Genomic DNA, 25,415 nt, shown 5'->3' on the forward strand with positions numbered 1-25,415 from the left:
AAATCGGAACGTTGCCAGTTGCGAAGATCGCCCCCGCAAGCTGCTGAAATTCAATCCCGAATATCCGCATCGGGCTGCCCGGCCATCAGCGCGTTGATCCACAGCAGCGCCAGTTCGGGGCTGCGGTATCGGCCTGAATAGCGGGTGCGCTCTTCACGCTCGACCGTCGGGAAGGTCGAATAGATGTAGCGAATGTCATCGCGGGACTTGGCCGGGTTTGCCGCATCCCAGACGCCGTAAAGGACGAAATAGAGCGCATCGAGCTTTGCCCGCAGCATGAAGCGGCGCTCTTCGTCCCAGGCGAACGGAGGCTTCACCTGCCCCGCGCCGTCCACGTGCCCAAGATCGCGGGCGAAGGTTGCCATGTCGTGTGCGGTATATGTCAGCTCCAGCACTGCCTCACGCACAACGTCAGCGGCGGATTTGCCGCCAAATCGGCGTGCGTAATCTTGCGATGGGATGACGGGAACCTGCTCAAGCAGATACCAAGCGAGATGATTGCCGTGCACCTTTTGCCGCGCAAGGAAATCCAAAACGATGGTGTTCAAATTCGCAAGAAGCAGGGGTGCAAAGTTCGCGTGAGCCGCCGCATCGACATCCTTCTTGGGAAACAGAACCGGCAGGGTATGGCCAGCACCGACCTTGGGGATCATCGCAGCAATCGTGGTTCGTGTATTCGTAACCGAGGTCACGTCCTTGATAGCGAGGCACCAGTCAGATGGTGCATCCCATCCCGCTTGGCTGGCAGGCACCCAATATCGCGGCGTCGGCTGGCGCGACGGGTTCGCGTGATCTTGCTCGTCAAGATCGGAACCCTGCCCCGGTCGAAATACGTTCGCCTCCGCCAGAACGATGTCCGCTGCCCGGTGATCGTAGGCCTGGACCATCTTGCCTTCATACAGCGGCCACCACACGCCGCTGGCTGACTGGTATTGGTTGTCGCCAATTGGCCACGCAGCCTCATTCCCCGTCAATTCGGCAACGGTGCAGAACTTGCCGCTGTCGTTCGCCATATGAAGCATTGTCGCATAGCGAACAGGCCATACCGCTTCCGGCTCGCCGGACCGGTAATCGACCAGAACCGGCGTGCCCTCATAGATGCGCGAAGTGATTTCCTTGTCACGCCGAGAACGGAAGATTGGCGCTGTGCCGCTGTTGGGGTTGATGAGTTCAATCTCATCGGGCGACATTGCGAACACACGGTCGGGATTATCCACCTCAGCAACGTCGCGAATGAAGAAGCCGTAAAGCGCCTCTTCGGCAACGCGCCCGGCCCCCGTTGCGATGTAACCGCAGAACTTGAACCGGTAATAGACATCCGGGAAGAACAGCGTGCCGTCATAGCGCCTGTTGAAGAAATCGATAACAAAGCGAACCTGATTGGCTTGCGAGACTTGCTTGAAGAAGCCCGCCGAACTCTTGTCTGAGATCAGCCCGGACGGCACCAGCAAACCAACAACGCCGTTGGCCTTTACGAGATGATGCCCGCGCTCGACAAACAGTGAATTGAGGTTCGTGTCACCGCCGGAAAGCAGAGGATAGCTCCCGGATTTGCGCGCCATTCGGGAAGTGTCGATTGCGCGTTGTTCTGCGTGGCTGAAATCCTTCCACAGCGGGTCGTTCGCAACCTTGAGCGCCGCGATCATCTTCTGTCGGTCAGCGGCACGCTCTGCCAATGCAATCTCCGGCTTGCGCGCGGCAAACCACTCGACCTGCTGCAACTTGATCCGGTCCCAGGGCGGGTTGCCGACGATAGCGTCAAAACCGCCCTTGCGCTCGCCGCTGGCCCAATCCTGCCAGACACCCGGAAAGGCGATCTGCCAGTTGAGAAACCGCTCTTCCTCGATCAGTTGACGGGCATTGCGCCAGATTTCGGTAAAGGCTTCGACCTCTGCCGGGCGCGCCTTGCCGCCTTCGGGCTCCTTGCGACCCCGCGCGATGGGGATGGCATCGCCGAACCGGCCATCGAGCCACAGGCGCACCAGCGCCTTCCCGTCCTTGTCAAGATTGAGCCAGTCCAGCGCGTGCATGAAGCTGACGAAGCCGTCCAGTTCGCCAGTCATCAGCTCGACATCGGCCCACATGGCAGCGGAGCGATGCGCCTCGGCAATTTCGGCGTCGGTCAGCGCCTCAATGGTTTTCATTGCCTCGGCACTGCGCTGTGCATTGCGCAGCGCCTCGTTCCAGAGAAGTTCGCCGCCCAGCTTTGCGGCTTTGTCGATGGCATCGCGCACCCACAGGCCGAACAGGCTGTCACCGCACCGCAGGTGATGGTCGATGAAAGAGAGGGGCGCGCCGACGGTGAATGTGTGCAGCCATAGCGCGACCTTGGCGAGTTCCACGGCCATTGGGTTCTTGTCCACGCCATAGACGCAGCGTTTCAGCACCATGCGGCGCACGATGTGGCGATCATCGAGCTGGGATTCGTCAATCGCCCAGCCTTCCTCACGGGCGTTCTTCAGGATGGTGCGGCGGATTTCGCCGATCCTGTCCGCCAGCGGACTGGCGTAATCAATGCCTGCCTGTTCCGCCGCTGCCGAGGCTTCAGCCATGGCTTCCAAGACCTTGTCGGCCATGAGATCGACCAGGCTGACCAGAAAGTGCCCCGACCCCATGGCAGGGTCGCAGACACGCAGCCGCAGGATGGCCTGCGCCGGATCGGCATCGCCCAGTTCGGCCCGAACATAATCCTCCGCATCGCCTTTCCTGATCCGGCCTATCGCCGCCACGAAACCGGCATTCGCATCGGCGAACAGCGGCTCAAGCGTCTTTTCCAGGATCAGGGTGACCAGCTCGTCGGGCGTGTAGTAACTGCCGCTGTTCTTGCGCGCGAAGGCATTGGGGCGAACAGCGATAACGCCGTCTTCGCGAACGACCTCATGCTCCAGCAGCCGCTCGTAAATCGAACCGAGCTGCTGAACGGTAAGATCGCGGTAATTGATGTAGCGCCGATCACGGCCCTGCCGTTCGAACGACAGCTTATCGATGACCGGAGCGAGAACGCTGTCCGGCAATCGAATCTGGTCAAGCAGCGGGGTGTTGGCGGGCGCGAACAGGCCCCCATTGTAGGGCGGAATGCCGATGGAAGCATCACCCCGGTCAACAATCCGGGACAGGTCGGCAATCCGGCCCCAAATCTGCGATGCAGTTACGGAGAACGCATCGCCGCGCCCCATGCGATCACCGACTTCGAGCCGCTTTGGCCGGAGCGCATAATCATCATAGCCATCAGAGTTGACCGGCAGCAGATCGCGATCTTCGGCATAAAGCAGGAACAGCAACCGATAGAGCAGGACCAGCGAGGCGTCGCGCACTTCCTCCAGCGGCGTCTGCGGCGAGGCCCCCGCAACCGCCGTGGTCAGTGCCGGGAAGATTTCGTCGAAAACGAGCTTGGACAGCGACTTGGCAACGCGCTCTTCATAGAACGCAGCTTCAGCCCGTGCGCGTTCGTGGAAGGAGCGGCCATCGGCACCGGTTTTGGAGAACGCGGTGCGCGAGAACACTGCCGCGAAGACGCGCAGGGCATGGTCGCGCGCAATGTTATCGATACTTGTTTGGTCGCGGACATCGAGCGCAAGTGCGCCAGCGAGATCGACCTCCAGAAACTCTTCACTGACTGAACGCGCGCCCGCCCAGTAGAGCCGCCAGCGTGAGCCATTGGTGAGGATGCCCCAACGCAAACCATGCTCGCTGTTGTCACCGATGCGACGGAGATAGCGCAGCATCTGGGTGGAGGGCGCGACCGCATCTTCACGTCCCACCGCACGATCCAGCGGCCTTGCCCAGCGCTTGCTCTCGACAACCGCAGCGCCATGTTCGTAGCGACGCCATTCCTCTGGCTGGGCGTTGGCGCGATCCTTGGCGTCACCGTCAATGAACAAGAGGCCATCGGGAACGTCAAGCCTGCCCCCAGCGGAGAGATTCTGTTGCCTCAGGCTCTCTGACCAACCCAATTCCGCAAGAATTGGCCAAATGAAATCATCTTCCGTCTGGCTCTCGTTCGGTGATGATTCTCGGGGAAACCGGTCCGCGATAGCGATCAGGGCAGAACGAAGCGCACCAACATCAACCGCCCGGTATTCGGTCGATTGCCGGATGGCTTCTTCAAGATAATCAGTCGTTAGGAACGATCCGGCGAACAATTGCATTGGTATCGACTAGCAGCCAATTTCGTGTCGTTCCACGAAAGGTTTTCCACCAGTGCGCCTATGAGCTGCTTTCGGCTTCGAACGCCCGCTTGCCCTTGCGCTTCCACAGCACCAGCGCCTGCTCCCGTTCCTCGCCGCGCAGCTTGGCAGCAACCGTGAGGAACGCGCCGTAGATCGTGGCGCGATCATCGTCGGTAAGTTCGACCAGCCCAGACTTCACGACGAGGCCCCCAAGTTCGATCAGTTGCCGCGTGCGTTCGCGTCGCTTGACCTGCCATTCGCGCATGTCAGTGCGTGCCTTTCGTGCCTCAAGCCGATGCCGCGCCGCCGTCAAGCGGGAGAGTGCCGTCCGGCTGGCCTCGAGGTCCATCGCCACGCTTGCGCGCCTTGCTTTGAAAGAAGGCCGCGCCCCGCTTGCGCCACGCCTCCTTCTTTTGGGCATCGCTGCTTTCCGCAATGACGAGCAGCGCACCGGCCAACGTTTCCGCATCGGTCGCATCGGCCCCGGTGGCGATCACCAGTTCGCCTAGCTGCTGCACGCGGCGTTCCTTCAGTTGTTTCGCTTTGTCTGCGAGCGCCTTCAGTTCCAAATCAAAGTCGCGGGGTTTGCGCATCGAAGTTCTCCATTGTGGGGTGATGCGCTGATGATAATATCGATGCTCTCCCAATGCTGTAGAGTCGTCGAGACGGCCTGATACTGAATAGTCCCGAGCAGGATTTTATCATGGGAGGGCGCGCTTATACGTCGTGCCGACGTGCGCTTGGTGGCGTAGATGGATTGCCGTCATGGCGATCTTCCATCTCTCCGTCAAAGTCATCAGCCGGTCGAGCGGGCGCAGCGCCGTGGCCGCCGCAGCCTATCGCGGGGCTGAGCGGCTGCACGACGAACGGCTCGACCGCGATCATGACTTCACCAACAAGGACGGGGTCGTCCATTCCGAAGTGCTGCTGCCGGAAGGCGCGCCGGAGGAATTCGCCGACCGCGAAAAACTCTGGAACGCGGCCGAAGCCGCCGAGAAACGCAAGGACGCGCAGCTTTCCCGCGAGGTCGAATTCGCCATTCCGCGTGAACTTACCAAGGAACAGGGCGTCGAGCTGGCGCGGGAGTTTGCCGAGGCAGAATTCGTCGAAAAGGGCATGATCGCCGATCTCAACGTCCATTGGGATATTGGCGCAGGCGACCAGCCCAAGCCCCATGCCCATGTCATGCTCACCATGCGCGAAGTCGGCAAAGATGGCTTCGGCGCGAAGGTGCGCGAGTGGAACAAGGCGGAGTTGGTCGAGCAATGGCGCGAACGCTGGGCCGATCACGTCAACCAGCGCCTTGCCGAACTCGATATCGATGCGCGGATCGATCACCGCAGCCTGGAGGCGCAGGGCATTGCGCTGGAGCCGCAAGACAAGATCGGTCCCGCCGCATCGCGCATGGGGGTGCGCGGGCTTGAGGCCGAACGGATCGAAGAGCACCGCGCCGTCGCGCAGCGCAATGGCGAACGGATCATCGCCAATCCCGCTGTCGCACTGGATGCGATCACGCACGGCCAGGCCACCTTCACGACACGCGATCTTGCCATGTTCGTGCATCGGCACAGCGACGGGAAGGAGCAGTTCGATTTGGCGATGAGCGCGGTGCGCGGATCGTCCGACCTGATCGCACTTGGGAAGGACGGTCGCGGCGAAGACCGGTTCACATCGCGCCAGATGATCGAGACCGAACAGAGGCTTGGGCGCGCATCGGAGTTGCTGGCCGAACGCGAGCGGCATCAGGTCGAAGATCGTGGCCGGGAAGGAGCGCTGGCGCGCGCGGCGGAGCGCGGGCTGGTGCTATCCGGCGAGCAGCGCGCGGCGTTCGATCATGTGACCGATAATCGCGGCCTCAGTGTTGTCGTCGGCTATGCCGGGACCGGCAAGAGCGCGATGCTGGGCGTTGCGCGCGAGGCTTGGGAAAGCGCGGGCTATACAGTTCGCGGCGCAGCACTATCCGGCATTGCAGCCGAGGGCTTGGAACACGGTTCGTGTATTGCATCACGCACGATAGCCAGCCTTGAGCACCAGTGGGGCCAGGGCCGCGAACAGCTCACTTCGCGCGACGTTCTGGTGATCGACGAGGCAGGCATGGTCGGCACGCGCCAGATGGAGCGCGTGCTCTCCCATGCCGCCGATGCTGGCGCAAAAGTGGTGCTTGTTGGCGACCCGCAGCAGCTTCAGGCCATCGAAGCCGGAGCAGCCTTTCGCGCGATCCATGAACGGCACGGCGGCGTCGAAATCAGCGAAGTGCGCCGCCAGCACGAAGGCTGGCAGCAGGATGCCACGCGGCACCTTGCCACGGGGCGCACCGGACTTGCCATTCAGGACTATGGCGAACGCGGCATAATCCACGCAGGTGAGACGCGAGAAGCTGCACGCGGCGAGCTGATCGAGCGCTGGGATCGGGACCGGCAGGCCAGCCCCGGCGATACGCGCATAATCCTCACCCATACCAATGACGAAGTGCGCGAACTCAATGACGCGGCACGCGGAAAGCTGCGCGCTAATGGCGAGTTGGGCAATGAAGTGACCATCTGCGCCGAGCGCGGCGAGCGTCTGTTCGCCAGCGGCGACCGCATCATGTTCCTGCGCAATGAGCGGGGCCTGGGCGTCAAGAATGGCTCACTGGGCACCATTGAGCAGGTGACGCCGCAGCGCGTGGCCGTGCGCACCGACGATGGCCGCAACGTCGCCTTCGACACAAAAGACTATGCTCACCTCGATCATGGCTACGCCGCGACGATCCACAAGGCGCAGGGCATGACAGTGGACCGCACACATGTGCTGGCAACGCCGGGGATGGACAGCCACGGGGCCTACGTCGCGATGTCCCGCCACCGTGATGGCCTTGCCCTGCATTATGGGCGCGACGACTTCGCCGATCAGTCCAAACTTGTCCGCACGCTCAGCCGCGAGCGCGGCAAGGACATGGCGAGCGACTACAAACCCGAACAGCAATTCGCCGAACGGCGCGGCATCACCTTCCGCGAACGTATCGTGGAGATCGCCCGGCAATTGCCGGAACGGGCGAAGTCGATCTTCTCAGGCTTCCGTCCGCTGGCCAACCGGCTCGAAGCGCTGCCCACCGAACAGGTTGGTCTTTCCGATCAGCGCCGGGCCGTTGAACGCTACGCTCGCGCCGCCGCCGATATCGGACAAATGCGCGAGCAGGGATTGCCGATCCTGCCACACCAGCGCGACGCGCTGGAGAAGGCCGGAAAGGCGCTCGACGCAATCCGGCCCCATGGCACAGCCGATCTCACCAGCGCCTTGCAGCGCCAGCCCTCGTTGGCCCGTGATGCCGCCGATGGTCGCAGCCAGGGCGCGATCCGGGCCATGCAGCTCGAAGCTGAAATCCGCGTCAATCCAGCGCAGCGCGCAGACCGCTTTGTCAGCGACTGGCAGCGCATCGGGCAGGCGCGCCAGGCGATGCAGCGCGATGGCGACAGCAAGGGCGTGCAAAGCCTCACCAACCGCATGACGGACATGGCGAAGGGGCTGGAGCGCGACGCGCAGGTTGAATCCCTGCTGCGCGCTCGCACCCGCGAACTTGGCATCAAGACAGAACTCGGTCGCGATTTGGCCCGCGACCTTGCCGCTTCCATCTCGATGGAGCGGAGCCGGTCAATCGGTCTGGGCCTGTAGGAGAAACACAATGGATACCGACACGGATGACGTGGAATTGACCCTGGACCTTGAGCCGGAACCCGACCCTGATCCGCTCACCCCGGATACCGCAGGCGATCCCGCCGCCGAGGCGTTTGCCCGCCTTGAGGGCGAGATGGCCCTGATGCGCCGGGCGGTGCAGCACCTTGCCGCCGAACGCGCAGACATTGTCATCCCCGACTACGGTGCGACCCTGACCGACTTATTCAAGCGAATGGGCGCGATCAGCGAGAGCCTGAAGGGCATGGCGCGCCATCCAGCATTGCAGATGACACCTGAGAGCATTGGTCAGCGGATCGCCGCAACAGCAGAATCAGCGCGGCGCAGCGATCAGGACAGGATCAGTCAGGCCCGGAGCGACTTGATCCACGCCGCTCAGGAGATGCGCAGCGTCACGGCCCATGCGCGCACCGCCGCCGAGCAGCGGCAGCAGCTTTACCAAGTGGCGGGCGGAGCATTGCTGGCAGGCGTCATGCTATGGTCATTTCTTCCCGGCACCATCGCACGTGCCATGCCCGAAAGCTGGCACTGGCCGGAGCGCATAGCCGCGCGGCTGGTTGGCACATCCTCACGTTGGGACGCAGGCGCACGGCTGATGCAAAGCGACCGCCCTGAGGCATGGAATGCACTGGTGCAGGCCGCTGACATCCAGCGCGACAACCGAGATACCATTGACGCTTGCCGGAAGACCGCTGCAACCTCGCAGCAGCCAGTGCGATGCACCCTCAAGATTCGTCCGGACAGCTCAGAGAGGAAGACAGCAACAACGCGAGAGGGGGCCGCGCAACGGCCCACAGAGGAGCATAACAGCCCATTCCGACCCGCACAAAATGTGGGAACAAATGTGGTTTCGATTTTCCGGAAAAGTCATTTTATCTTTTGAAAACAGAGCGATAATTGACTTGAATGGTAGCGGAGGAGGGACTCGAACCCCCGACACGCGGATTATGATTCCGCTGCTCTAACCTGCTGAGCTACTCCGCCCCACGGGGCTGCCGCTTCGGGCGAGCCGCGCCTATAGGCAGGCTCGCCGCGCCGGTCAATATCATCTGCGTGAGCCCCGGAAAAAGCGAGCACAAGCCGCTTCCCAGGGGCCGCCACGATAATGATGCGCGGCGATGCCCGTGATCGCCAGTGGACGCGGGCGAAAGTCCGCCGCCAGCCGGGCGAGCAGAATGCGCGCCGCAGCGGCCGTGACCTTGTTCTGGACGGTGATGTGGAGCCGTGGCGTCCCCCGGTCCTGCGCCGTGAGCATCCCCCAAAAATGGTCGGCGATGCGCGCCCGGATCGCCAGCAGATCGGGGCTGTCGATGTGGAAAGCGACGCCTTGACCCAGCGAATAGACCGCGCCCAGCATCGCGGGTGGTGGCGGCGTGTCGGCGGCTATCCGGCGGAGCAGTTGGTCGAGTTCATCCAGCGCCGACGGCGGCAACTGATGAAGCAGCGTGACATGCGCCGCAAGATGATTGCGTTCGGGCGGAAAATGCGCGGCGCGCAACGCGTCGAACCAACGCTGGTCTGCCGCGCCCATCGTTGCCGTAACGATGATGGGCGCGGCCCCAGGGAACCGGACGGGAGGGGGGGTGTCCGGATCGCTGTTTTCGGGATCGGCAGGGAAAGGCCGCGTCGTGCCGCGCTTGCCAGTGCCCATGGGGAACATCCTTTCCCGATGCCTTTTGCCTAACCGGCCGCCGCGCAGCGATCCAATCGATTAATCAGGTCAGATTGATCGCCTGATCCGATCAGGTATCAAGCTCACTCCAGAAAGTGCGCAGCGCCGCGGCGACCGCCGCCGGGCGTTCGGCGATCGCCCAATGGCCCGCCCGGTCGATCACCGTCAGCGGCGTGCCCGTGCTCGCGGCATAGCGCTGTGCGACGGTCAGTTCGACATAGGGATCACCCGCCCCCCAGATCAGCGCGCCGCTTGCGGGAAGTTTCGGAATGTCGAGCGCCCAATCATGCGCGAAGCGCAAGCCTCTGGCCGAACGATAGAGCTTCAGTATTGCGCGGCGCTTGTCCTTGTTCCTCCACTGTTCCGCCTCCTCCGCGGCGATATCGGCTGGCATCCCCTGCGCCGCCAGCCCCCTGGCAAGCTTGTCGGCTTGGCTCAGCGCCATGAAGAGTTCGCCGAGGACGGGCGTGTTCCAGATGCGCGCGATGCGGTGCCCGCGATACTCGGGTTCGATCACCGCGTTCGCGGCTGTCCAGCTGCGAACGAGATCGGGGCGCAGCATTGCCACGCGCTGCGCGAACAGCGCGCCCCAATCGTGCCCGACGATGTCGATCGGTCCGTGCGCGGCGAACAGCGCCTCGGCCTCTCGCACCGCCCAGTCGGCATAGGCTTCCTTGGTCGCCGCAAAGCCCGCGGGGAGCGGCGCGGTGAAACCGGGGAGCGCGGGCGCCGCGACAGGTGTGTCGCCGAGGTCGAGTTCAAGGAGCAGGGGCCGCCAGATCGCCGGGCTGTCCGGCACACCATGGAGAAAGAGTTTGGCAGTGGTCACGATGCCCCCGTCGGCAGATGGATGACCCAGCTGCGATCGGTCGGGTCGATGCCCTTTTCGCTGTATCCGCCGGCCAGCAGCGCGCGTCGCGAATCGACGCGCGCCAGCGCCATGAAGTTCCAGCGATCGCCGAGATCATAGTCGACCCGGCTGCTGCGACCGCTCGCAACATCGAAAATCTCGGGCGCCAGATCGTCGACCGCCACGAGCACACGGTTTCCCGGCAGAACAAGCAGGGTGTCCGCCAGCTTGTAGCGTCCGGCGAGCAACTGCCCGGCGGGCACAAAGCGGCCCGCGGCCACGTCGTACCGTTCGACCGAGCGCAACTTGCCGTCGGAATCGCGTCCATCGGAGCCGCCGACGACGAGCACGTCACCATTGTCGAGCCGGACCGCGCCATGTTTGTAGCGCCCTTCGGCCAGCGATCCCGCTGCCTCGAAGCGCCCCGTCGCCGGGTCGAAGATTTCGGCGCTCGCAAGGGCGATCCGGGGGCGTCGTTCGGCGCGTCCGCCGCCGACGACCAGCACCCGGCCATCGGACAGCAAGGTGGCGCTGGCTCCTGCGCGCGGCGTACCGAGTCTGCCCGCCGCCGACAGCGTTCCGCTGGCGGGATCGAAGATCAGCGCATCGCCGAGCGCATCCTGGCCGTCATAGCCGCCGACGATCAGAACCCGTCCGTCGGCAAGCCCGACGACGGCGGCATTGACCCGGGGTCCGCCGAACGCCGGTCCCGCGACCGATTTGCCGGTTCGGGGATCGAATATCTCGATCGACGTGGCCGGGCGCCCGTCGATCCAGCTGCCCGCGATCAGCACCCGGCCGTCGCGCAGCGCGACGGCCGATGGCTGGACATGCGCGGCGAGCAGGCGGCCGCGACCGACCAGCGCCATGCTGGCCGTATCGATGATGTCGACCGTCGCGCTGGCGGGCCCGACGTCGCAACCCGAACGCACGCAGCCGCCGATGGCGAGCAGCTTGCCGTCTGCGGTCGCAATCAGTTGATGGGTCGCCCGCGGCGCGCCGAGGCGCGGCCCGTCCTCGAAACGAACGTCGGCGGCCTGCGGATTGGCCGCCCCCTCGCCGTTCGCCGCGCAGGCGGCCAGCCCGATGACCAGCGCCAGTGTGATCGCCAAAGTTCGCATCCTCATCCTCCCATTATTCCCTTTCGCGGCGCGCCTACATCTCCCCCCGTTCGCGACGGAGCGCATACCATTTCCGGACATTGGCATCATGTTCGGCGAGCGTGCGCGCAAAGACATGGCTGCCGTCGCCGCGCGCGACGAAGAAGAGATAGTCGTTCGCTTCGGGGTCGAGCACGGCGGCGATCGAAGCCCTGCCGGGGTTGGCGATCGGCCCCTTGGGCAGCCCCGCCATCGCATAGGTGTTATAGTCGTTCACCGCCTGGATTTCGGAACGCAAGATGCGGCGGCCGAGCGGCTTGCCCCTGGTGATCGGATAAATGATCGTCGGATCGGCCTGAAGCCGCATCCCCACCGCGAGGCGATTGGTATAGACCCCCGCAACGGTGCGGCGCTCGGCCGCGACGGCGGTTTCCTTTTCGACGATCGAGGCAAGCGTGATCGCCTCGTTGCGGTTCCTCACCGCCGCGCGTGGGCTGCGTTTCGCCCACAATTCGGCAAAGACCTTGTCCATCGCCGCCTGCATCCGCGCGACCACCGCCGCGCGGCTTTCGCCCGTGGTGAACGCATAGGAATCGGGCAGGATGCTGCCCTCGGCCGGCACCGGGATTTCACCCGTCAGACGCTCCTCTGCCATCAGCCGTTCCCAGACCATGATCGAAGGCATGCCCTCCGGAATCGTCACCAGGCGCTGGATCGTCTTGCCCGATTGGAGCAGCTTCAGAATATCGCCCGCATCCATCCCCTTTTCGATTCGATATTCGCCGGGCTTGATCGGCTCGTCCGATCCGAAAAAACGGGCTTGATTGCGAAAACTCGACGCCGAAACCAGCCCCGCATCCTCGAGTATCTGGCCTGCCCTGGCGATGCTCGCGCCTTTGGGGATGACAATTTCGGCGTCTTTCGGCGCGCCGGGCGAGCAGGCGGCGAGCATCAAAGTCAGGATCGCGACCATCAGCCAGCGGAACGGATGCACACCTATCTCCCGTCAATCTTGCGGTTCCGCCTGAAGCCACCAAAGACTCGCATGCACGGCGGCCTTTTGTGTCCTCTGCGGCTTTATGGGCGATCGACATTCGGTTCCGGCGGCCTGCGAATGAGGGTGTTTTGCACTTCCGCCGCTCACGGGCCATCGGCACGCCGCGCTTCGGGTCGCGATAAACCCCCATTTTCGGCTCGCCATTGTCCGAACGTCGATCGGCCCCAGGGCCGGAGCCCCAGGTGAAGCCTCGGCGAACTCGGTGCTGCTAGAGCATGACGGCGCAATATAGGAAAGAGGGTTTTCAGCCTCCGCCGACGGAGGCCAGGAGGCGCGCCTGGTCTATATACCGAAGGATATAGATAGCACGCGTATTATTATTATTCAGAGAGGACTGGACTCATCATTTTCTGTCGTCGCCACGCTGTTGCAGGGGCGGAACCGGATCATCGTCCGGCAAGATGGAAGGGGTGGGGAATGAGGCAGGATTTTCGCAAGCGGCGGATCGTCCCGCTGATGGGTGCGCTGTCGGCGCTGATCGCACCCGAACTGGCATGGGCGCAGGAGGGCGCGGCCTCCCCGACCCGCTGATTGCGCGCGTCCGCCGCGCGGAGGCGATTGGGGGTGGCGGCATCCCGCCACCCCCGCGCGGATCAGAAATCCATCGCCGGCATCGGCGCGGCTTTCTCTTCCTTCGGCAACTCGGCAACGAGCGCTTCGGTGGTGATCAGCAGCGCGGCGACCGAGGCCGCGTCCTGCAGCGCCGTGCGGACGACCTTTGCCGGGTCGATCACGCCGGCCTTGACCAGGTCTTCATATTCGCCGGTGGCGGCGTTGAAGCCCCAGTTATAGTCGCTGCTTTCGAGCAGCTTGCCGACGATCCACGCGCCGTCCTCGCCCGCATTGTCGGCGATCTGGCGCGTCGGCGCGCGGAGCGCGCGCCGGACGATGTCAACGCCCGACTGCTGATCGTCGTTCGCCGCCTTGAGGCCGTCGAGCGCCTTCAGCGCACGGAGCAGCGCAATGCCGCCGCCGGGAAGAATGCCTTCCTCGACCGCCGCGCGCGTTGCATGAAGCGCGTCGTCGACCCGGTCCTTGCGTTCCTTGACTTCGACCTCGGTTGCGCCGCCGACGCGGATCACCGCAACGCCGCCGGCAAGCTTGGCGAGGCGCTCCTGCAACTTTTCGCGGTCATAATCGCTGGTCGTCGTCTCGATCTGCTGGCGGATCTGGGCGATACGGGCGTCGATGTCGGCCTTGGCACCGACGCCATCGACGATCGTCGTATGATCCTTGTCGATCACGATCTTCTTGGCGCGGCCGAGCATGTTGACCGTCACATTCTCGAGCTTGATGCCCAGTTCTTCGCTCACCACATTGCCGCCGGTGAGGACCGCGATGTCCTCCAGCATCGCCTTGCGACGGTCGCCAAAGCCCGGCGCCTTGACCGCCGCAACCTTGAGCCCGCCGCGCAGGCGGTTGACCACCAGCGTCGCCAGCGCTTCGCCTTCGACATCCTCGGCGATGATGAGCAGCGGCTTGCCCGACTGCACGACCGCCTCAAGCAGCGGCAGCATCGCCTGCAGGTTCGACAGCTTCTTCTCGTGGATCAGGATATAGGGGTCGTCGAGCTCGACCTTCAGCTTCTCGGCATTGGTGATGAAATAGGGCGACAGATAGCCGCGGTCGAACTGCATGCCCTCGACGGTCTCGAGTTCGGTCGCCAGGCTCTTCGCCTCCTCGACGGTGATGACGCCCTCATTGCCGACCTTGTCCATGGCTTCGGCAAGGATGCGTCCGACTTCCTCGTCGCCGTTCGCCGATATCGTCGCAACCTGGGCGATCTCGCTGTTGGCGCTGACCTTTCGGGCGTGCGCCTCAAGATCCTTGACGACGGCGTTCACGGCAAGGTCGATGCCGCGCTTGACGTCCATCGGATTCATACCCGCGGCGACCGCTTTCGATCCTTCGCGGACGATCGCCTGAGCCAGCACCGTGGCGGTCGTGGTGCCGTCGCCGGCCTTGTCATTCTGTTTCGACGCGACCTCGCGCAGCATCTGCGCGCCCATATTCTCGAACTTGTCGGCGAGTTCGATTTCCTTGGCCACGGTGACGCCGTCCTTGGTGATGCGCGGTGCGCCGAAACTTTTTTCGAGCACGACATTGCGACCCTTGGGGCCGAGCGTGACCTTCACTGCATTCGCAAGCGTATCCACGCCGCGCAGCATGCGATCACGCGCGTCCGACGCAAATTTCACTTCCTTGGCAGCCATTTGGATACCTCCTTGTCAGATTCCTTTCACGATTTGGGCAAAATGGGCTGGCGTTACGCAGCCTTCTTGAGCGATTCGACCCGCTCGATAACGCCGAGGATGTCGCTTTCCTTCATGATGAGCAGTTCCTCGCCGTCGATGCGGACCTCGGTGCCCGACCATTTGCCGAACAGGATGCGGTCGCCGACCTTGACGTCCAGCGCCGTCACCGTGCCGTCCTCGGCGCGCGCGCCGGGGCCCACGGCCACGACCTCACCTTCCTGCGGCTTTTCCTTGGCGGTGTCGGGAATGATGATGCCGCCCGAGCTTTTTTCCTCGGCTTCGATGCGGCGAACGACCACACGGTCGTGCAAGGGACGGAAATGCATGCATAACCTCCTGATTGCATAACGATATGATGCGAACCGCCCGCCTTCCCGGACGGGCGGCACGATGGAGCTAGGAAAGCGATTTTCGGGCTTCAAGAGGGGTGTGAAAAAATTTTGGCACTCCTGGGCCCAGAGTGCCAGAACGATGTATTTCCGGCGGCCGCTCACCCTCTTGACGCGACTCATATCCGGTCCAAAATTGCTCCTGCGCCGCCGCGGCGCGGCGGCGAACAGGAAGCGACACAGGAAGGAGGCACGATCATGTCGCAGCCATTTTCCCGTATTCTTCATCCCTTTGACGCCGAGCGCCATCCGCGGTTCGAGCCGGAGGTCGCGCACGCCTTGCTCGCGCGGTGGACGTCGGACCGCGCCGCGCCTTGCGACAGGTCCGGGTTCCGTCGGCCCCCCGGCGCAAGTCGCGCCCGCCTGCTGCGCGGAGGACGCGCGATGCTGTCGGCGGCCGATTGGCGGGGCGGGGAGCGTCCGCGCGCGCAATGAGCGAGTCGGCGTTGGCCAGGCAGTTGCGGGGCTATGGGCTGACCACGGCCGAGATTCATTATTACCGACCCGATCACCCCTCGTTGTTGCAGCTTTTTGTCTGGCAGGAATATGATCTCGCGCCCGACTTTCCCGTGCTGTTCGATTTCCTCGACCATTGGCGGCGGGAAATCGAGGCCGCGCTCCATTCGGTGCGGATCGCGCACGAACGACTGATCCGCCCGGCCGAGTGGCGGGCGGTCGATGGCGTGATCTCGGTCCAGTGAGCGATGCCGCGGCGCGCTATGCGGCGCGCGGCGCGTCATCATCCTTCCGCGCCGCAAATCGCAGCGCGACGGGATAGCGTCCGCAGCATCGCGGGTGCGGTCCCGTCGGCCAGCAGCACAGCGGCATCGCATCATCGGGCGGAAGCTTTGCCGCGCGCGGCAGGGACGGCGGCGCGCCGCGGCTTTTGAAAGGGATGCCCGCCCGACGACAATAGGCCTCCGCGGACCTTCGGCTCGCGAAATGCAACTCCACGGTGGCAAGGGGATCGCCGCCGCCGGTCCAGCCCGTAAGCGGGTCGATCGAAGGCGCCCATCGCGGCGCGAAGCGCACCCGCCAGCGGTCACGAAACCTGCGACCTGATCCCGATGACGCGAGCCAGGGGACCGGCTCGACGATCGCCCGGACGTCGTCGGGGATCGGCCCGATCGTCCGGGCGACGGCTTCAGGCGGTCTTGCCATTGATCGGAATGCGGCGAACATTTTTCTTCGCCGCCTCCGTTCGGGGCAGGCGGACGGAGAGCACGCCGTTCCGGAACGTCGCGGTCGCCTTTTCGCGGTCGATGCCCGACGGCAGGCCGATGCGGCGTTCAAAGCGGCCATAGCTTCGCTCCGAATAGCCGCGATCGCGGTCTTCGATGTCCGCGCGTTTCTCGCCGCGCAGGATCAGCACGCCTTCCTCTACGCTGAGGTCGACGTCCTTCTCGTCGAGTCCGGGAAGTTCGGCGGTGATGCGGATTTCGCCGTCGGTTTCGGCCAGTTCGACATGCGGCCACACGCCGCGCGGGTCGAACCGCGCCGGGCCTGTGCCGCCAAAGCCACGAAACACATCGTCGAACAGACGATTGACCTCGCGGTGCAGCGAAAGCAGCGGATGCGTGTCATACTCCCCGCCGTCGCGCGTGTCCGCCGCAATGGGGAGCCGGTTTTCCTGTCGGCTCCACGGAATGAGATCGCGAAGTGACATGATAATCATCTCCTCTGGCATTGGAACAGGGTCGCCGGCCGACCCGCCTGGTACCGCGGGCCGGTCGGCGCTTCGGCCTTGTCGCGCCGATCAGGCGGATTCGAGGGCCTTCTCGTCGCGCGATGTGATGCGATCGGGGGTGGAATTGCCGCTGCCGATCGCGATCTTGCGCGGTTTCATCGCTTCGGGGACGACGCGCTTCAGTTCGATCCAAAGCAGGCCATTGTCGAAACCTGCCTCGCCGACCTCGATATAGTCGGCAAGCTGGAAGCGTCGCTCGAAGTCGCGCGCGGCGATGCCGCGGTGCAGATATTGGCCCTTGCCGTCGTCCCCGGCGCGCTTGCCGGTGACGGTAAGCTGGTTCTGCTGCGCGATCACTTCGATCTCGTCCGGACGGAAGCCGGCGACCGCGATCGTTATGCGATAGCTGTCCTCGCCCTGTCGCACGATATCGAAGGGGGGGTAGCCATCGGCCGCGTCGCCGCGCATCCCGGTTTCGAGCAGGTCGAAAAGACGGTCGAAACCGACCGTGGAACGCCGATAGGGCGTGAAATCAAAGTTGCTTCTCATCTCCAAATCCTCCTTTGCGAAGCAATTCGGGCATGAGATGCGCCGGTAAGGAAGAGCCGACGCTCTCCATGTCCACCGGACCCGGATCGGCATCCGGCAATCTGAAATTAGGAATGTCCGCGCCCGATTCAAGGGCTGCGCGCCGCCTGTCGCGGATGGGCGAATGGTGCCGGCTGTCAGACTCGAACTGACGACCTACCGCTTACAAGGCGGTTGCTCTACCAACTGAGCTAAGCCGGCGTCTTGCGCCCCCTAGGCATTTTTGGGGCGGATGGAAATATCTGCCGGCGGAAATTATGCCCTGCCGCAACCATGTCAGACGATGCCGAAGGTCCAGCCTTCGGTCCGCGCGAGCGCCCCGGAAAGCGGGGCGGGGGACCAAAGCGCAGCTTTCGCCGATATGTCGCGCAGCCATGCGGCGGCGAGCAGCGCATCGGCGGCATGGTCGCTGACCGGCCCGGCGACGCCCGCGGGCGGTGATCCGAGCGCGGCGAGTGCGGCGTCGAGCGCGCTTCCGTCGCGAATCTTGCTGCGCCCGCCCGCGAGTCCCGCCGCGCGCGCGGCAAGGCTGGTATAGATTTCGACGAGCAGCGGGCCGGTCGTCGGCACGGGATCGAGCGGCCAGAGCGGGATCCGGCCGCGCAGCCGATGCAGCAGCCGCATTCCGCTGAGGCTCGCCTTGCCGGCCTGCGCCGCGCCGACGAGGTTGAAATTGCTGACGCTTGCCGCCTGCCGCGTTGCGCGCTGATGCTGCTCGACGACGCGCAGCCGCCCCGCGCCGGGCGCGAAAAGATCGCCGACGTCGCCGCGTCCGTGGCGGAAATGGCGTCGCGCCTCGGGGTGGTGCAGGAAGCCGCCTGCCTCATAATGCGGGTCGGTGGCGGCGAGCCGCTCGACGAGCGACCACAGCGCGGGCATGTCGGGCGGGCTTTCGTCCCATTCGGGAAAATAGCCGCCGCGGTCGGCAAAGGCGAAGGCAGCCGAAAAGTCGAAGCCGATCAGCATGTCGGCGCCGGTTTCGGCGACACCCTCCAGCCACGCCAGTATCTCCGCGCGCGACCAGATATGGCCGGGCCGCACCAGCGCCGGGGCGTCGCGACCCTTGGCGACGGCGAGCGCGATGCCGCGCTGGCGTTCGCCGCGCGCGCCCGACCAGTCGAGGGCGACGAAATGGGTGAAACGACGCATTGCGGCCATCTAACGCCCCGATGGCGCTTGCACAAAGGGCGATGGCATCCCACATGCACCGCATGCTGATCGAAACCGAATCGACGCCCAATCCCGCGACGCTCAAGTTCCTGCCCGGCCGGACGGTGATGGAGGCGGGAACGCGCGACTTTGCCAGCCCCGAAGAGGCCGAGGCGTCGCCGCTTGCGAGCGCGCTCTTTTCGCTGGGCGACGTCACGGGCGTCTTTTTCGGCCGCGATTTCGTGTCGGTGACGATCGCCCCTGGCGCCGAATGGGCGGATGTGAAGCCCGACGTGCTTGGCATCGTCATGGATCATTTCCTCGCCGATGTGCCGTTGTTCAACGCCGCGAGCGCGACCTTTTCGGTGCCCGCGGAGGATGCGGGCTTTGCCGATGATCCGGCCGACGCCGACATCATCGAACAGATCAAGGAGCTGATCGAAACGCGCGTGCGCCCCGCGGTCGCCAACGACGGCGGCGACATCGTCTATCGCGGTTTCGACAAGGGCAATGTGTATCTGAAGATGCAGGGCGCGTGCGCCGGCTGCCCATCCTCGACCGCGACGTTGAAAAATGGCATCGAGTCGCTCTTGAAACATTATGTGCCCGAGGTAACGGCGGTTCACGCCGTCTGACCCAATCCGTTTCAGGAGACCGAATTATGAGCGAGCCGCTTTCCGACAGCGCTCTCGACCAGCTTTTCCGCGCCGCGCGCACCTATAATGGCTATCTCGACAAGCCGGTGTCGGAAGCACAGCTTCACGCGATATGGGATCTGATGAAGTTCGGGCCGACGAGCGCGAACAGCCTGCCGGCGCGGATCGTCTGGTGCGTGTCGGACGGGGCGAAGGAACGCCTCGCGGCCCATGCCTTGCCCGCCAATGCCGAAAAGATCCTGGCCGCGCCGGTCACCGCGATCATCGCCATGGACCTTGAGTTTTACGAGCATCTGCCCGAGTTTTTCCCGCACACCGATGCGCGCAGCTGGTTTGCGGGCAAGGATGCGCTCGCCGAAGCGACCGCGTTCCGCAACTCGAGCCTGCAGGGCGCCTATTTCCTGCTCGCCGCGCGTGCGCTCGGTCTCGACACCGGGCCGATGTCGGGGTTCGACAATGATGCGGTCGACAAGGCGTTTTTTGCCGACCAGCCCAAGGTGAAGAGCAATTTCATCTCGACGCTCGGTTATGGCGATCCCGCGACGATCTTTGACCGCAGCCCGCGTCCGGGCTTCGAGCGTTTCAATCGCCTTGTCTGACGAGCGAACGCTCGTCATCGACAGCGCCAGCGAGGCCTGCTCGGTCGCGCTGGTGGCGGGCGGGCGCGTCGTCGACTTTCGCCATGAGGTGATCGGGCGCGGCCATGCCGAGCGGCTCGTTCCGTTGATCGCCGCGCTTGCCGACGGCGGGCGCGCCGATGCCATCGCGGTCGGCTGCGGCCCCGGCAGCTTTGCCGGCGTGCGGATCGGCGTCGCCGCCGCGCGCGCGCTCGCGCTCGGCTGGCAGGTGCCGGCGCATGGCTTTTCGACCCTCGCGCTCGTTGCCGCCGCGGCGGCCGATGCGATCGGCGAAGCGGGCGGCGCGCTTGTCGTGATGGAGGGCGGCCACGGCCAATGGTTCGTCCAGCCTTTCGCCGGCGACCTGTCGCCGCGCGCCGAGGCGCGCTCGCTGCTCCCCGACGCGGCGGTGGCGCTGGGCGATTCGCTGGTCGTCGGCAATCGCGCCGAGGCCTTCGTGGCGCGGCGCGGGACGACGGGGCGCGCGCTGACGCTACTGCCCGACGCGCGCGCCTTTCTGCGCCTGCCGCGTGCCGCGCTGATCGGCCCGCCGAGTCCCGTCTACGGCCGCGCGCCCGACGCCAGGCCGATGAGCGGCGCATGACCGGCACGGTTCGTATTGTCACCGCGCGCGTCGGCGATGTCCCCGCCGTGATGCGCGTGATGGAGGCGGCCTTCGACGCGGCCTATGGCGAGGCGTGGAGCGCGGCGCAGCTTCTGACCTTGTTCGCGCTTCCCTCGGCGCGGGTTGCGGTCGCGTGGGACGGCGACCGCGCCTGCGGCTTTTCCGCCGCGCGGATGGCGGGGCCGGAAAGCGAGCTGCTGCTGCTCGCGGTCGATCCCGCCGATCGCGGGCGTGGAATCGGCCAGCGGTTGATGGACGACTGGCAAGCGTGGGCCGCCGAACAGGGCGCCGAAGACTATTTCCTTGAAATGCGCGCCGATAATGACGCGATTCATCTTTATGCGCGCGCGGGCTTTTCGGAATGCGGGCGCCGCGCTGCTTATTATCGCGGTCGGGATGGCGTGATGCGCGACGCGATTACGATGCGTCGCTCTGGACGGAACGACAGATCCAGCTGATCGGACGTTGCGGAATTGTCTCCAAAGTGCCACTGTTCCGCCAGGCGAAAGAATAGATGCAATAATCTCCCGCCTGACTTCTGGGAATGCCAATATAAGGAATAGTGTCATGTCCGACCAAGCCGACACCAATGAAATGCTCGTCACACTGACCGCCGATATTGTCGCGGCGCATGTCAGCAACAACAGCGTCGCGATTTCCGATCTTTCGCTGCTTATCAACAATGTCCACGCGGCGCTTTCGGGCCTTGGCGGCACGCCGGTGGTCGAGGAAAAGCCCGTGCCCGCGGTGTCGGTGCGCGCTTCGGTCAAACCCGACTATATCGTCTGCCTCGAGGACGGCAAAAAGCTGAAGATGCTCCGCCGCCATCTGATGACGCATTATGGCATGACCCCCGACGACTATCGCGCGAAATGGGGCCTGCCCGCCGACTATCCGATGGTCGCGCCCAGCTATGCCGAAAAGCGCCGCGCGCTGGCGAAGGAAATCGGCCTTGGCACCAAGGGGCGCGGTGGCGGGCGTCGCCGCAAGACCAAGGCATAGGGCGCAGCGAACAATCGTTCCGCGGGGCGGCTAGGGGCGGTGCCGCAGGGGCGCCGCCCTTGTCCTATCGGCGGTGCGTGCCTATACAGTTTCCATAACGACAGACGCGGCTGCATCGGCAGGAAAGGCAAGCATGTCCGGCAATATCGACCTCGAAGCGCTGTGCCACGAAAAGGGCCTCCGCATCACCGAACAGCGCCGCATCATCGCGCGCGTCATCTCGGAATCGGAGGATCACCCTGACGTCGAGACGCTCTATGATCGCGCGTCGAAGATCGACAGCGGCATCTCGATCGCCACCGTTTACCGCACCGTTCGCCTGTTCGAGGAAGCCGGCATCCTCGACCGTCACGATTTCGGCGACGGCCGCTCGCGCTACGAAGCCGCGCCGGAGGCGCATCACGACCATCTGATCGACGTCGAGACGGGCAAGGTGATCGAGTTTGTCGATCCCGAACTCGAAGCGTTGCAGAAGGTGATCGCCGAACGGCTGGGCTTCCGCCTCGTCGATCACCGCATGGAGCTTTACGGTGTCGCCATCGATCGCAAGCGCGACTGATCGCTCTTCGATCACCTGGCGGACGGTCGTTCGCCTGGTGCTGATGGTGCTGACGCTCCTTTTTCTGATCGTCCCGCATCTTGTCTATCGCGCCGTCGGGCGTCCGTCGCCGATGGTCATGGCGTTTTTGAACGCGGCCGGCTGGATCGCCGGGCTGCGTATCCGCACGACGGGAACGCGGCTGCGGCGCGACGTGCTGTTCGTGTCTAACCATGTCAGCTGGCTCGACATATTGGCGCTCGGCGGAGCGGCGCGGTCCGCCTTTGTGTCGAAGGCAGAGGTCGGGACGACGCCGCTCGTCGGCTGGCTCGCCGACCAGAATCACACCGTCTATGTCCAGCGCGAGGCGCGGCGCGAGATTCACAGCCAGGCCAACGACCTGCGCAATGCGCTGGCGCGCGGGCGGCCGGTGACGCTTTTCCCCGAAGGCACGACCGGCCCCGGCGACGGCCTGCTCCCCTTTCGCCCCTCGCTGCTCCAGGCGGTTATCCCGACGCCGCCGCGGCTGCGCGTCCAGCCGGTATTCCTCGACTATGGGGCGGAGGCGAACGAGATCGCGTGGCTCGATCCCGAATCGGGGCTCGACAATTTCAAGCGGCTGCTCGCGCGCAAGCGCCCGGTGCATCTGACGATTCATTATCTCGAGCCGCTGCCCGACGCCGTCGAGGGCGACCGCAAGCTGCTCGCCGAGGCCGCGCGCACAGCGATTGCGAACCAGATCGCGCGCTCTTCCGCCGCAGCGTCGCATCGCCTATAGCGCGCCGATGAAATCCGACGCCCCCAAAACATTTCACGTCAAATCCTTCGGCTGCCAGATGAACGTCTATGACGGCGAGCGCATGGCCGAGATGCTGGGCGCCGAAGGCTATGTGCCCGCCGCCGACGGCGCCGACGCCGACCTGGTCGTGCTCAACACCTGCCACATTCGTGAAAAGGCGGCCGAAAAAGTCTATTCGGACATCGGCCGCCTGAAGCGCGCCGACGGCAGCACGCCGACGATCGCCGTCGCCGGCTGTGTCGCGCAGGCCGAGGGCGCCGAAATCGCGCGCCGCGCGCCGAGCGTCGATGTCGTCGTCGGCCCGCAGGCCTATCACCGCCTGCCCGAGCTGATCGCACGCGCGGAAAGGGGCGAGAAGGCGATCGACCTCGACATGCCGCTCGAAAGCAAGTTCGGCGCGCTGCCGAAGCGCGCCGGCGGCCAGCGCCCGACCGCCTTCCTGACCGTGCAGGAAGGGTGCGACAAGTTCTGCACCTATTGCGTCGTCCCCTATACGCGCGGCGCCGAAATCAGCCGCCCCTTCGCCGACCTGATCGCCGAGGCGCGCGCGCTCATCGCAGGCGGCGTGCGCGAAATCACGCTGCTGGGGCAGAATGTCAACGCCTGGGACGGCGAGGATGACCGGGGCCGCGCCATCGGCCTCGACGGGCTGATCCGCGCTCTGGCGAAAGAGGATGGGCTGGAGCGTATCCGCTACACCACCAGCCATCCGGGCGACATGACCGACGGGCTGATCGCCGCGCATGGCGAGGTCGACAAGCTGATGCCCTTCCTCCACCTGCCGGTGCAGGCGGGCAGCGACCGCATCCTCGCCGCGATGAACCGCAGCCACAGCGTCGAATCCTATCTGAAGGTCATCGAGCGCGTGCGCGAAGCACGCCCCGACATCGCGATCTCGGGCGACTTCATCGTCGGCTTCCCCGGTGAAAGCGAGGAAGATTTCGAGGCGACGCTCGCGATCGTCCGCGCTACCCGCTATGCGATGGCCTACAGCTTCAAATACTCGCGCCGCCCCGGAACGCCGGCGGCGACGATGGAGGACCAGGTCGACGAAGCGGTGATGAACGATCGCCTCCAGCGGCTGCAAGCCTTGCTGGGCGAGCAGCAACAGGCGTTCAACGAAGCGACCGTCGGCCGCGCGACGCGCCTGCTGCTCGAACGCAAGGGCAAGCGCGACGGCCAGCTGATCGGCAAATCGCCGTGGCTTCAGTCGGTGCATGTCACCGTGCCGGGCCTCGCGATCGGCGACATGGTCGATGTGCGCATCACGTCCGCGGGCCCGAACAGCCTCGGCGCCGAAGCGCTGATGGAAGCGACCGCCTGATGCCCGTCAGGGGCTCATGTGTCCCCGCGAAGGCGGGGCCCCATCTCCAGCCGCCGAGTTTCGAGAGCATCAGTGATGGACTCGCGCCTTCGCGGGAGTACACAGGTTGCTATTGAACCAAGGAGCCCTGCCCACGTGTCCAAACGCCCGCTGACTGCCGCCGCCCCCGCCGAACCCGGCGATCGCGTCCGATTGACGGCGGAGTTCGAGCGAACGCAGCTTCTGGGCATTCTCTTCGGCGAGTTCGATCGCAACCTCGTCGCGATCGAGAACCGCCTCGGCGTCTATATTTCGGCGCGCGGCAACCGCGTGCAGATCGAGGGCGAGGCCGAAGCCGCCGCGCGCGCGCGCGATGTCCTCACCGATCTCTATGACCGCATCGAAAAGGGGCAGGAGGTCGACGCCGGGATGGTCGACGGCGTGATCGCGATGTCGGCGCAGCCGACGCTCGACGGCATCATCCGCCACGACGCGAGCGAGACGCCGACGGTGATGATCCGCACGCGCAAGAAAACGATCGTCCCGCGCGCGCCGTCGCAGGTTCCCTATATGCAGGCGCTTGCGCGCGACGAGGTGATCTTCGCGCTGGGACCGGCGGGGACGGGCAAGACCTATCTCGCGGTCGCGCAGGCCGTGGCGCAGCTCATCACCGGCAGCGTCCAGCGCCTCATCCTCTCGCGCCCCGCGGTCGAGGCGGGGGAGAAGCTGGGCTTCCTGCCCGGCGACATGAAGGAAAAGGTCGATCCCTATCTGCGCCCGCTCTACGACGCCTTGCACGACTGCCTGCCCGCCGAGCAGGTCGAGCGCCGCATCGCGAGCGGCGAAATCGAGATCGCGCCGCTCGCCTTCATGCGCGGCCGCACGCTCGCCGACGCCTTCATCATTCTCGACGAGGCGCAGAACACGACGATCCCGCAGATGAAGATGTTTCTGACCCGCTTCGGCATGAACAGCCGCATGGTCATCTGCGGCGACCCGAAGCAGGTCGACCTCCCCGCGCCCGCGACCTCGGGCCTCGCCGATGCGGTCGCGCGGCTCGAAGGGCTGGAGGGGATCAACGTCAGCCGCTTCACTGCCGCCGACGTGGTCCGTCACCCGATCGTCGGGCGGATCGTCGAGGCCTATGAGGGGCCGGGGAGCTAGGGCAAATTGCGCGAAATCTGAATCATCCGCCTCCCCGAGCGAAGACGAGGGGCTCGTTCGAGCGGAGCGAGAGCCCGCACCGGAGGTGCCTCGACTTCGCTCGGCACGGCCCCTCGTCTTCGC

Annotated in this window: 25 protein-coding genes and 2 tRNA genes; 12 read left to right on the top strand and 15 right to left on the bottom strand. The window is 64.9% G+C overall.

All coding sequences use genetic code 11. From position 1 onward, the window contains the following. Positions 1–50: 50 nt before the first annotated feature. Genes SPYCA_RS01940 through SPYCA_RS01950 form a run of 3 tightly spaced genes read right to left on the bottom strand, consistent with a single transcriptional unit; the run spans position 51 to position 4,762 of the window. Positions 51–4,148 carry an Eco57I restriction-modification methylase domain-containing protein gene (locus tag SPYCA_RS01940; protein ID WP_197715360.1) on the bottom strand — a complete coding sequence of 1,366 codons (4,098 nt, stop codon included), beginning with the start codon at positions 4,146–4,148 and terminating at the stop codon, positions 51–53. 58 nt (positions 4,149–4,206) lie between these two features. Beyond that, positions 4,207–4,434 carry a conjugal transfer protein TraD gene (locus tag SPYCA_RS01945; protein WP_120218738.1) on the bottom strand — a complete coding sequence of 76 codons (228 nt, stop codon included), beginning with the start codon at positions 4,432–4,434 and terminating at the stop codon, positions 4,207–4,209. A 22-nt stretch (positions 4,435–4,456) separates the two neighbouring features. Continuing rightward, positions 4,457–4,762 (bottom strand): conjugal transfer protein TraD, encoded by a 306-nt coding sequence (locus SPYCA_RS01950; RefSeq protein ID WP_120218739.1) that lies wholly within the window; start codon positions 4,760–4,762, stop codon positions 4,457–4,459. Between the two features lie 172 nt (positions 4,763–4,934). Between SPYCA_RS01950 and traA the strand changes: the two genes are divergently transcribed. Continuing rightward, positions 4,935–7,820, top strand: coding sequence for a Ti-type conjugative transfer relaxase TraA (gene traA / locus SPYCA_RS01955; protein WP_120218740.1), 2,886 nt, complete (start codon positions 4,935–4,937; stop codon positions 7,818–7,820). 10 nt (positions 7,821–7,830) lie between these two features. Further along, on the top strand, positions 7,831–8,724 hold the full coding sequence (locus tag SPYCA_RS01960; protein WP_197715361.1) for a DUF6118 family protein: 894 nt from the start codon (positions 7,831–7,833) through the stop codon (positions 8,722–8,724). Positions 8,725–8,748: 24 nt separating this feature from the next. Here SPYCA_RS01960 and SPYCA_RS01965 read toward each other — a convergent pair. The 7 genes from SPYCA_RS01965 to groES all read right to left on the bottom strand — a co-directional run bounded on the left by SPYCA_RS01965 (position 8,749) and on the right by groES (position 15,101). Further along, positions 8,749–8,825: transfer RNA gene (locus SPYCA_RS01965), tRNA-Met, on the bottom strand. 61 nt (positions 8,826–8,886) lie between these two features. Further along, entirely contained in the window at positions 8,887–9,372 is a 486-nt protein-coding gene (locus SPYCA_RS01970; RefSeq protein ID WP_232003629.1) for a 2'-5' RNA ligase family protein, read from the bottom strand. Positions 9,373–9,583: 211 nt separating this feature from the next. After that, positions 9,584–10,342: an alpha/beta fold hydrolase gene (locus tag SPYCA_RS01975; protein ID WP_120218742.1), complete on the bottom strand. Its 759-nt coding sequence runs from the start codon at positions 10,340–10,342 to the stop codon at positions 9,584–9,586. Further along, on the bottom strand, positions 10,339–11,475 hold the full coding sequence (locus SPYCA_RS01980; protein ID WP_172594955.1) for a Kelch repeat-containing protein: 1,137 nt from the start codon (positions 11,473–11,475) through the stop codon (positions 10,339–10,341). Before SPYCA_RS01980 ends, SPYCA_RS01975 begins: the two co-directional genes overlap by 4 nt. A 43-nt stretch (positions 11,476–11,518) precedes the next feature. Continuing rightward, on the bottom strand, positions 11,519–12,436 hold the full coding sequence (gene mltG, locus SPYCA_RS01985) for an endolytic transglycosylase MltG (protein ID WP_120222099.1): 918 nt from the start codon (positions 12,434–12,436) through the stop codon (positions 11,519–11,521). A gap of 677 nt (positions 12,437–13,113) precedes the next feature. Next, positions 13,114–14,733 (bottom strand): chaperonin GroEL, encoded by a 1,620-nt coding sequence (gene groL / locus SPYCA_RS01990; RefSeq protein WP_120218744.1) that lies wholly within the window; start codon positions 14,731–14,733, stop codon positions 13,114–13,116. Between the two features lie 53 nt (positions 14,734–14,786). After that, positions 14,787–15,101, bottom strand: a complete 315-nt coding sequence (groES, locus tag SPYCA_RS01995; RefSeq protein ID WP_120218745.1) for a co-chaperone GroES — start codon at positions 15,099–15,101, stop codon at positions 14,787–14,789. Positions 15,102–15,595: 494 nt separating this feature from the next. Here groES and SPYCA_RS02005 point away from each other — a divergent pair, with 494 nt between their 5' ends. Beyond that, positions 15,596–15,865 carry an usg protein gene (locus SPYCA_RS02005; RefSeq protein ID WP_120218747.1) on the top strand — a complete coding sequence of 90 codons (270 nt, stop codon included), beginning with the start codon at positions 15,596–15,598 and terminating at the stop codon, positions 15,863–15,865. A gap of 16 nt (positions 15,866–15,881) precedes the next feature. Here SPYCA_RS02005 and SPYCA_RS02010 read toward each other — a convergent pair whose 3' ends face one another. From SPYCA_RS02010 to SPYCA_RS02030, 5 genes are all read right to left on the bottom strand, one after another. Then, positions 15,882–16,346 (bottom strand): NADH dehydrogenase ubiquinone Fe-S protein 4, encoded by a 465-nt coding sequence (locus tag SPYCA_RS02010; RefSeq protein ID WP_331852515.1) that lies wholly within the window; start codon positions 16,344–16,346, stop codon positions 15,882–15,884. Then, positions 16,309–16,830 (bottom strand): Hsp20/alpha crystallin family protein, encoded by a 522-nt coding sequence (locus SPYCA_RS02015; protein ID WP_120222100.1) that lies wholly within the window; start codon positions 16,828–16,830, stop codon positions 16,309–16,311. Before SPYCA_RS02015 ends, SPYCA_RS02010 begins: the two co-directional genes overlap by 38 nt. Before the next feature lie 90 nt (positions 16,831–16,920). Continuing rightward, positions 16,921–17,400: an Hsp20 family protein gene (locus SPYCA_RS02020; RefSeq protein WP_120218749.1), complete on the bottom strand. Its 480-nt coding sequence runs from the start codon at positions 17,398–17,400 to the stop codon at positions 16,921–16,923. 164 nt (positions 17,401–17,564) lie between these two features. After that, positions 17,565–17,640, bottom strand: a tRNA-Thr gene (locus SPYCA_RS02025). Positions 17,641–17,715: 75 nt separating this feature from the next. Then, positions 17,716–18,588: a hypothetical protein gene (locus SPYCA_RS02030; RefSeq protein WP_120222101.1), complete on the bottom strand. Its 873-nt coding sequence runs from the start codon at positions 18,586–18,588 to the stop codon at positions 17,716–17,718. Positions 18,589–18,650: 62 nt separating this feature from the next. Between SPYCA_RS02030 and SPYCA_RS02035 the strand changes: the two genes are divergently transcribed. From SPYCA_RS02035 to SPYCA_RS02075, 9 genes are all read left to right on the top strand, one after another. After that, on the top strand, positions 18,651–19,223 hold the full coding sequence (locus SPYCA_RS02035; RefSeq protein WP_120222102.1) for a NifU family protein: 573 nt from the start codon (positions 18,651–18,653) through the stop codon (positions 19,221–19,223). Between the two features lie 26 nt (positions 19,224–19,249). Further along, positions 19,250–19,843, top strand: a complete 594-nt coding sequence (locus SPYCA_RS02040; protein ID WP_120218750.1) for a malonic semialdehyde reductase — start codon at positions 19,250–19,252, stop codon at positions 19,841–19,843. Further along, the gene (tsaB, locus tag SPYCA_RS02045) at positions 19,836–20,465 is read left to right on the top strand and encodes a tRNA (adenosine(37)-N6)-threonylcarbamoyltransferase complex dimerization subunit type 1 TsaB (protein WP_120218751.1); all 630 of its coding nucleotides are present in this window, start codon (positions 19,836–19,838) and stop codon (positions 20,463–20,465) included. The genes SPYCA_RS02040 and tsaB overlap by 8 nt, the downstream gene beginning before the upstream one ends. Beyond that, the gene (locus SPYCA_RS02050) at positions 20,462–20,944 is read left to right on the top strand and encodes a GNAT family N-acetyltransferase (RefSeq protein ID WP_232003460.1); all 483 of its coding nucleotides are present in this window, start codon (positions 20,462–20,464) and stop codon (positions 20,942–20,944) included. Before tsaB ends, SPYCA_RS02050 begins: the two co-directional genes overlap by 4 nt. Before the next feature lie 109 nt (positions 20,945–21,053). Then, positions 21,054–21,488 (top strand): MucR family transcriptional regulator, encoded by a 435-nt coding sequence (locus SPYCA_RS02055; RefSeq protein WP_120218752.1) that lies wholly within the window; start codon positions 21,054–21,056, stop codon positions 21,486–21,488. Positions 21,489–21,621: 133 nt separating this feature from the next. Further along, positions 21,622–22,047, top strand: a complete 426-nt coding sequence (locus SPYCA_RS02060) for a Fur family transcriptional regulator (RefSeq protein WP_011542351.1) — start codon at positions 21,622–21,624, stop codon at positions 22,045–22,047. Next, entirely contained in the window at positions 22,019–22,804 is a 786-nt protein-coding gene (locus SPYCA_RS02065) for a lysophospholipid acyltransferase family protein (protein ID WP_120218753.1), read from the top strand. Before SPYCA_RS02060 ends, SPYCA_RS02065 begins: the two co-directional genes overlap by 29 nt. A 7-nt stretch (positions 22,805–22,811) precedes the next feature. Next, complete coding sequence (gene miaB / locus SPYCA_RS02070; RefSeq protein WP_120218754.1) at positions 22,812–24,149, top strand: tRNA (N6-isopentenyl adenosine(37)-C2)-methylthiotransferase MiaB; 1,338 nt, start codon at positions 22,812–22,814, stop codon at positions 24,147–24,149. A gap of 135 nt (positions 24,150–24,284) precedes the next feature. Further along, the gene (locus SPYCA_RS02075) at positions 24,285–25,292 is read left to right on the top strand and encodes a PhoH family protein (RefSeq protein ID WP_120218755.1); all 1,008 of its coding nucleotides are present in this window, start codon (positions 24,285–24,287) and stop codon (positions 25,290–25,292) included. Positions 25,293–25,415 lie beyond the last annotated feature (123 nt).

This window comes from Sphingopyxis sp. FD7 (assembly GCF_003609835.1).
Taxonomy (GTDB): Bacteria; Pseudomonadota; Alphaproteobacteria; order Sphingomonadales; family Sphingomonadaceae; genus Sphingopyxis.

Coding starts and splice junctions, on each gene's coding strand:
- SPYCA_RS01945 (WP_120218738.1), bottom strand. CDS start 4,434: ATGCGCGAATGGCAGGTCAAGCGACGCGAACGCACGCGGCAACTGATC.
- SPYCA_RS02060 (WP_011542351.1), top strand. CDS start 21,622: ATGTCCGGCAATATCGACCTCGAAGCGCTGTGCCACGAAAAGGGCCTC.
- SPYCA_RS02020 (WP_120218749.1), bottom strand. CDS start 17,400: ATGAGAAGCAACTTTGATTTCACGCCCTATCGGCGTTCCACGGTCGGT.
- SPYCA_RS02010 (WP_331852515.1), bottom strand. CDS start 16,346: ATGTTCGCCGCATTCCGATCAATGGCAAGACCGCCTGAAGCCGTCGCC.
- traA (WP_120218740.1), top strand. CDS start 4,935: ATGGCGATCTTCCATCTCTCCGTCAAAGTCATCAGCCGGTCGAGCGGG.
- SPYCA_RS02030 (WP_120222101.1), bottom strand. CDS start 18,588: ATGCGTCGTTTCACCCATTTCGTCGCCCTCGACTGGTCGGGCGCGCGC.
- SPYCA_RS01940 (WP_197715360.1), bottom strand. CDS start 4,148: ATGCAATTGTTCGCCGGATCGTTCCTAACGACTGATTATCTTGAAGAA.
- SPYCA_RS01960 (WP_197715361.1), top strand. CDS start 7,831: ATGGATACCGACACGGATGACGTGGAATTGACCCTGGACCTTGAGCCG.
- SPYCA_RS01970 (WP_232003629.1), bottom strand. CDS start 9,372: ATGGGCGCGGCAGACCAGCGTTGGTTCGACGCGTTGCGCGCCGCGCAT.
- groES (WP_120218745.1), bottom strand. CDS start 15,101: ATGCATTTCCGTCCCTTGCACGACCGTGTGGTCGTTCGCCGCATCGAA.
- SPYCA_RS02035 (WP_120222102.1), top strand. CDS start 18,651: ATGCTGATCGAAACCGAATCGACGCCCAATCCCGCGACGCTCAAGTTC.
- SPYCA_RS02055 (WP_120218752.1), top strand. CDS start 21,054: ATGTCCGACCAAGCCGACACCAATGAAATGCTCGTCACACTGACCGCC.
- SPYCA_RS02040 (WP_120218750.1), top strand. CDS start 19,250: ATGAGCGAGCCGCTTTCCGACAGCGCTCTCGACCAGCTTTTCCGCGCC.
- SPYCA_RS01950 (WP_120218739.1), bottom strand. CDS start 4,762: ATGCGCAAACCCCGCGACTTTGATTTGGAACTGAAGGCGCTCGCAGAC.
- SPYCA_RS02005 (WP_120218747.1), top strand. CDS start 15,596: ATGAGCGAGTCGGCGTTGGCCAGGCAGTTGCGGGGCTATGGGCTGACC.
- miaB (WP_120218754.1), top strand. CDS start 22,812: ATGAAATCCGACGCCCCCAAAACATTTCACGTCAAATCCTTCGGCTGC.
- SPYCA_RS02015 (WP_120222100.1), bottom strand. CDS start 16,830: ATGTCACTTCGCGATCTCATTCCGTGGAGCCGACAGGAAAACCGGCTC.
- mltG (WP_120222099.1), bottom strand. CDS start 12,436: ATGGTCGCGATCCTGACTTTGATGCTCGCCGCCTGCTCGCCCGGCGCG.
- SPYCA_RS02050 (WP_232003460.1), top strand. CDS start 20,462: ATGACCGGCACGGTTCGTATTGTCACCGCGCGCGTCGGCGATGTCCCC.
- groL (WP_120218744.1), bottom strand. CDS start 14,733: ATGGCTGCCAAGGAAGTGAAATTTGCGTCGGACGCGCGTGATCGCATG.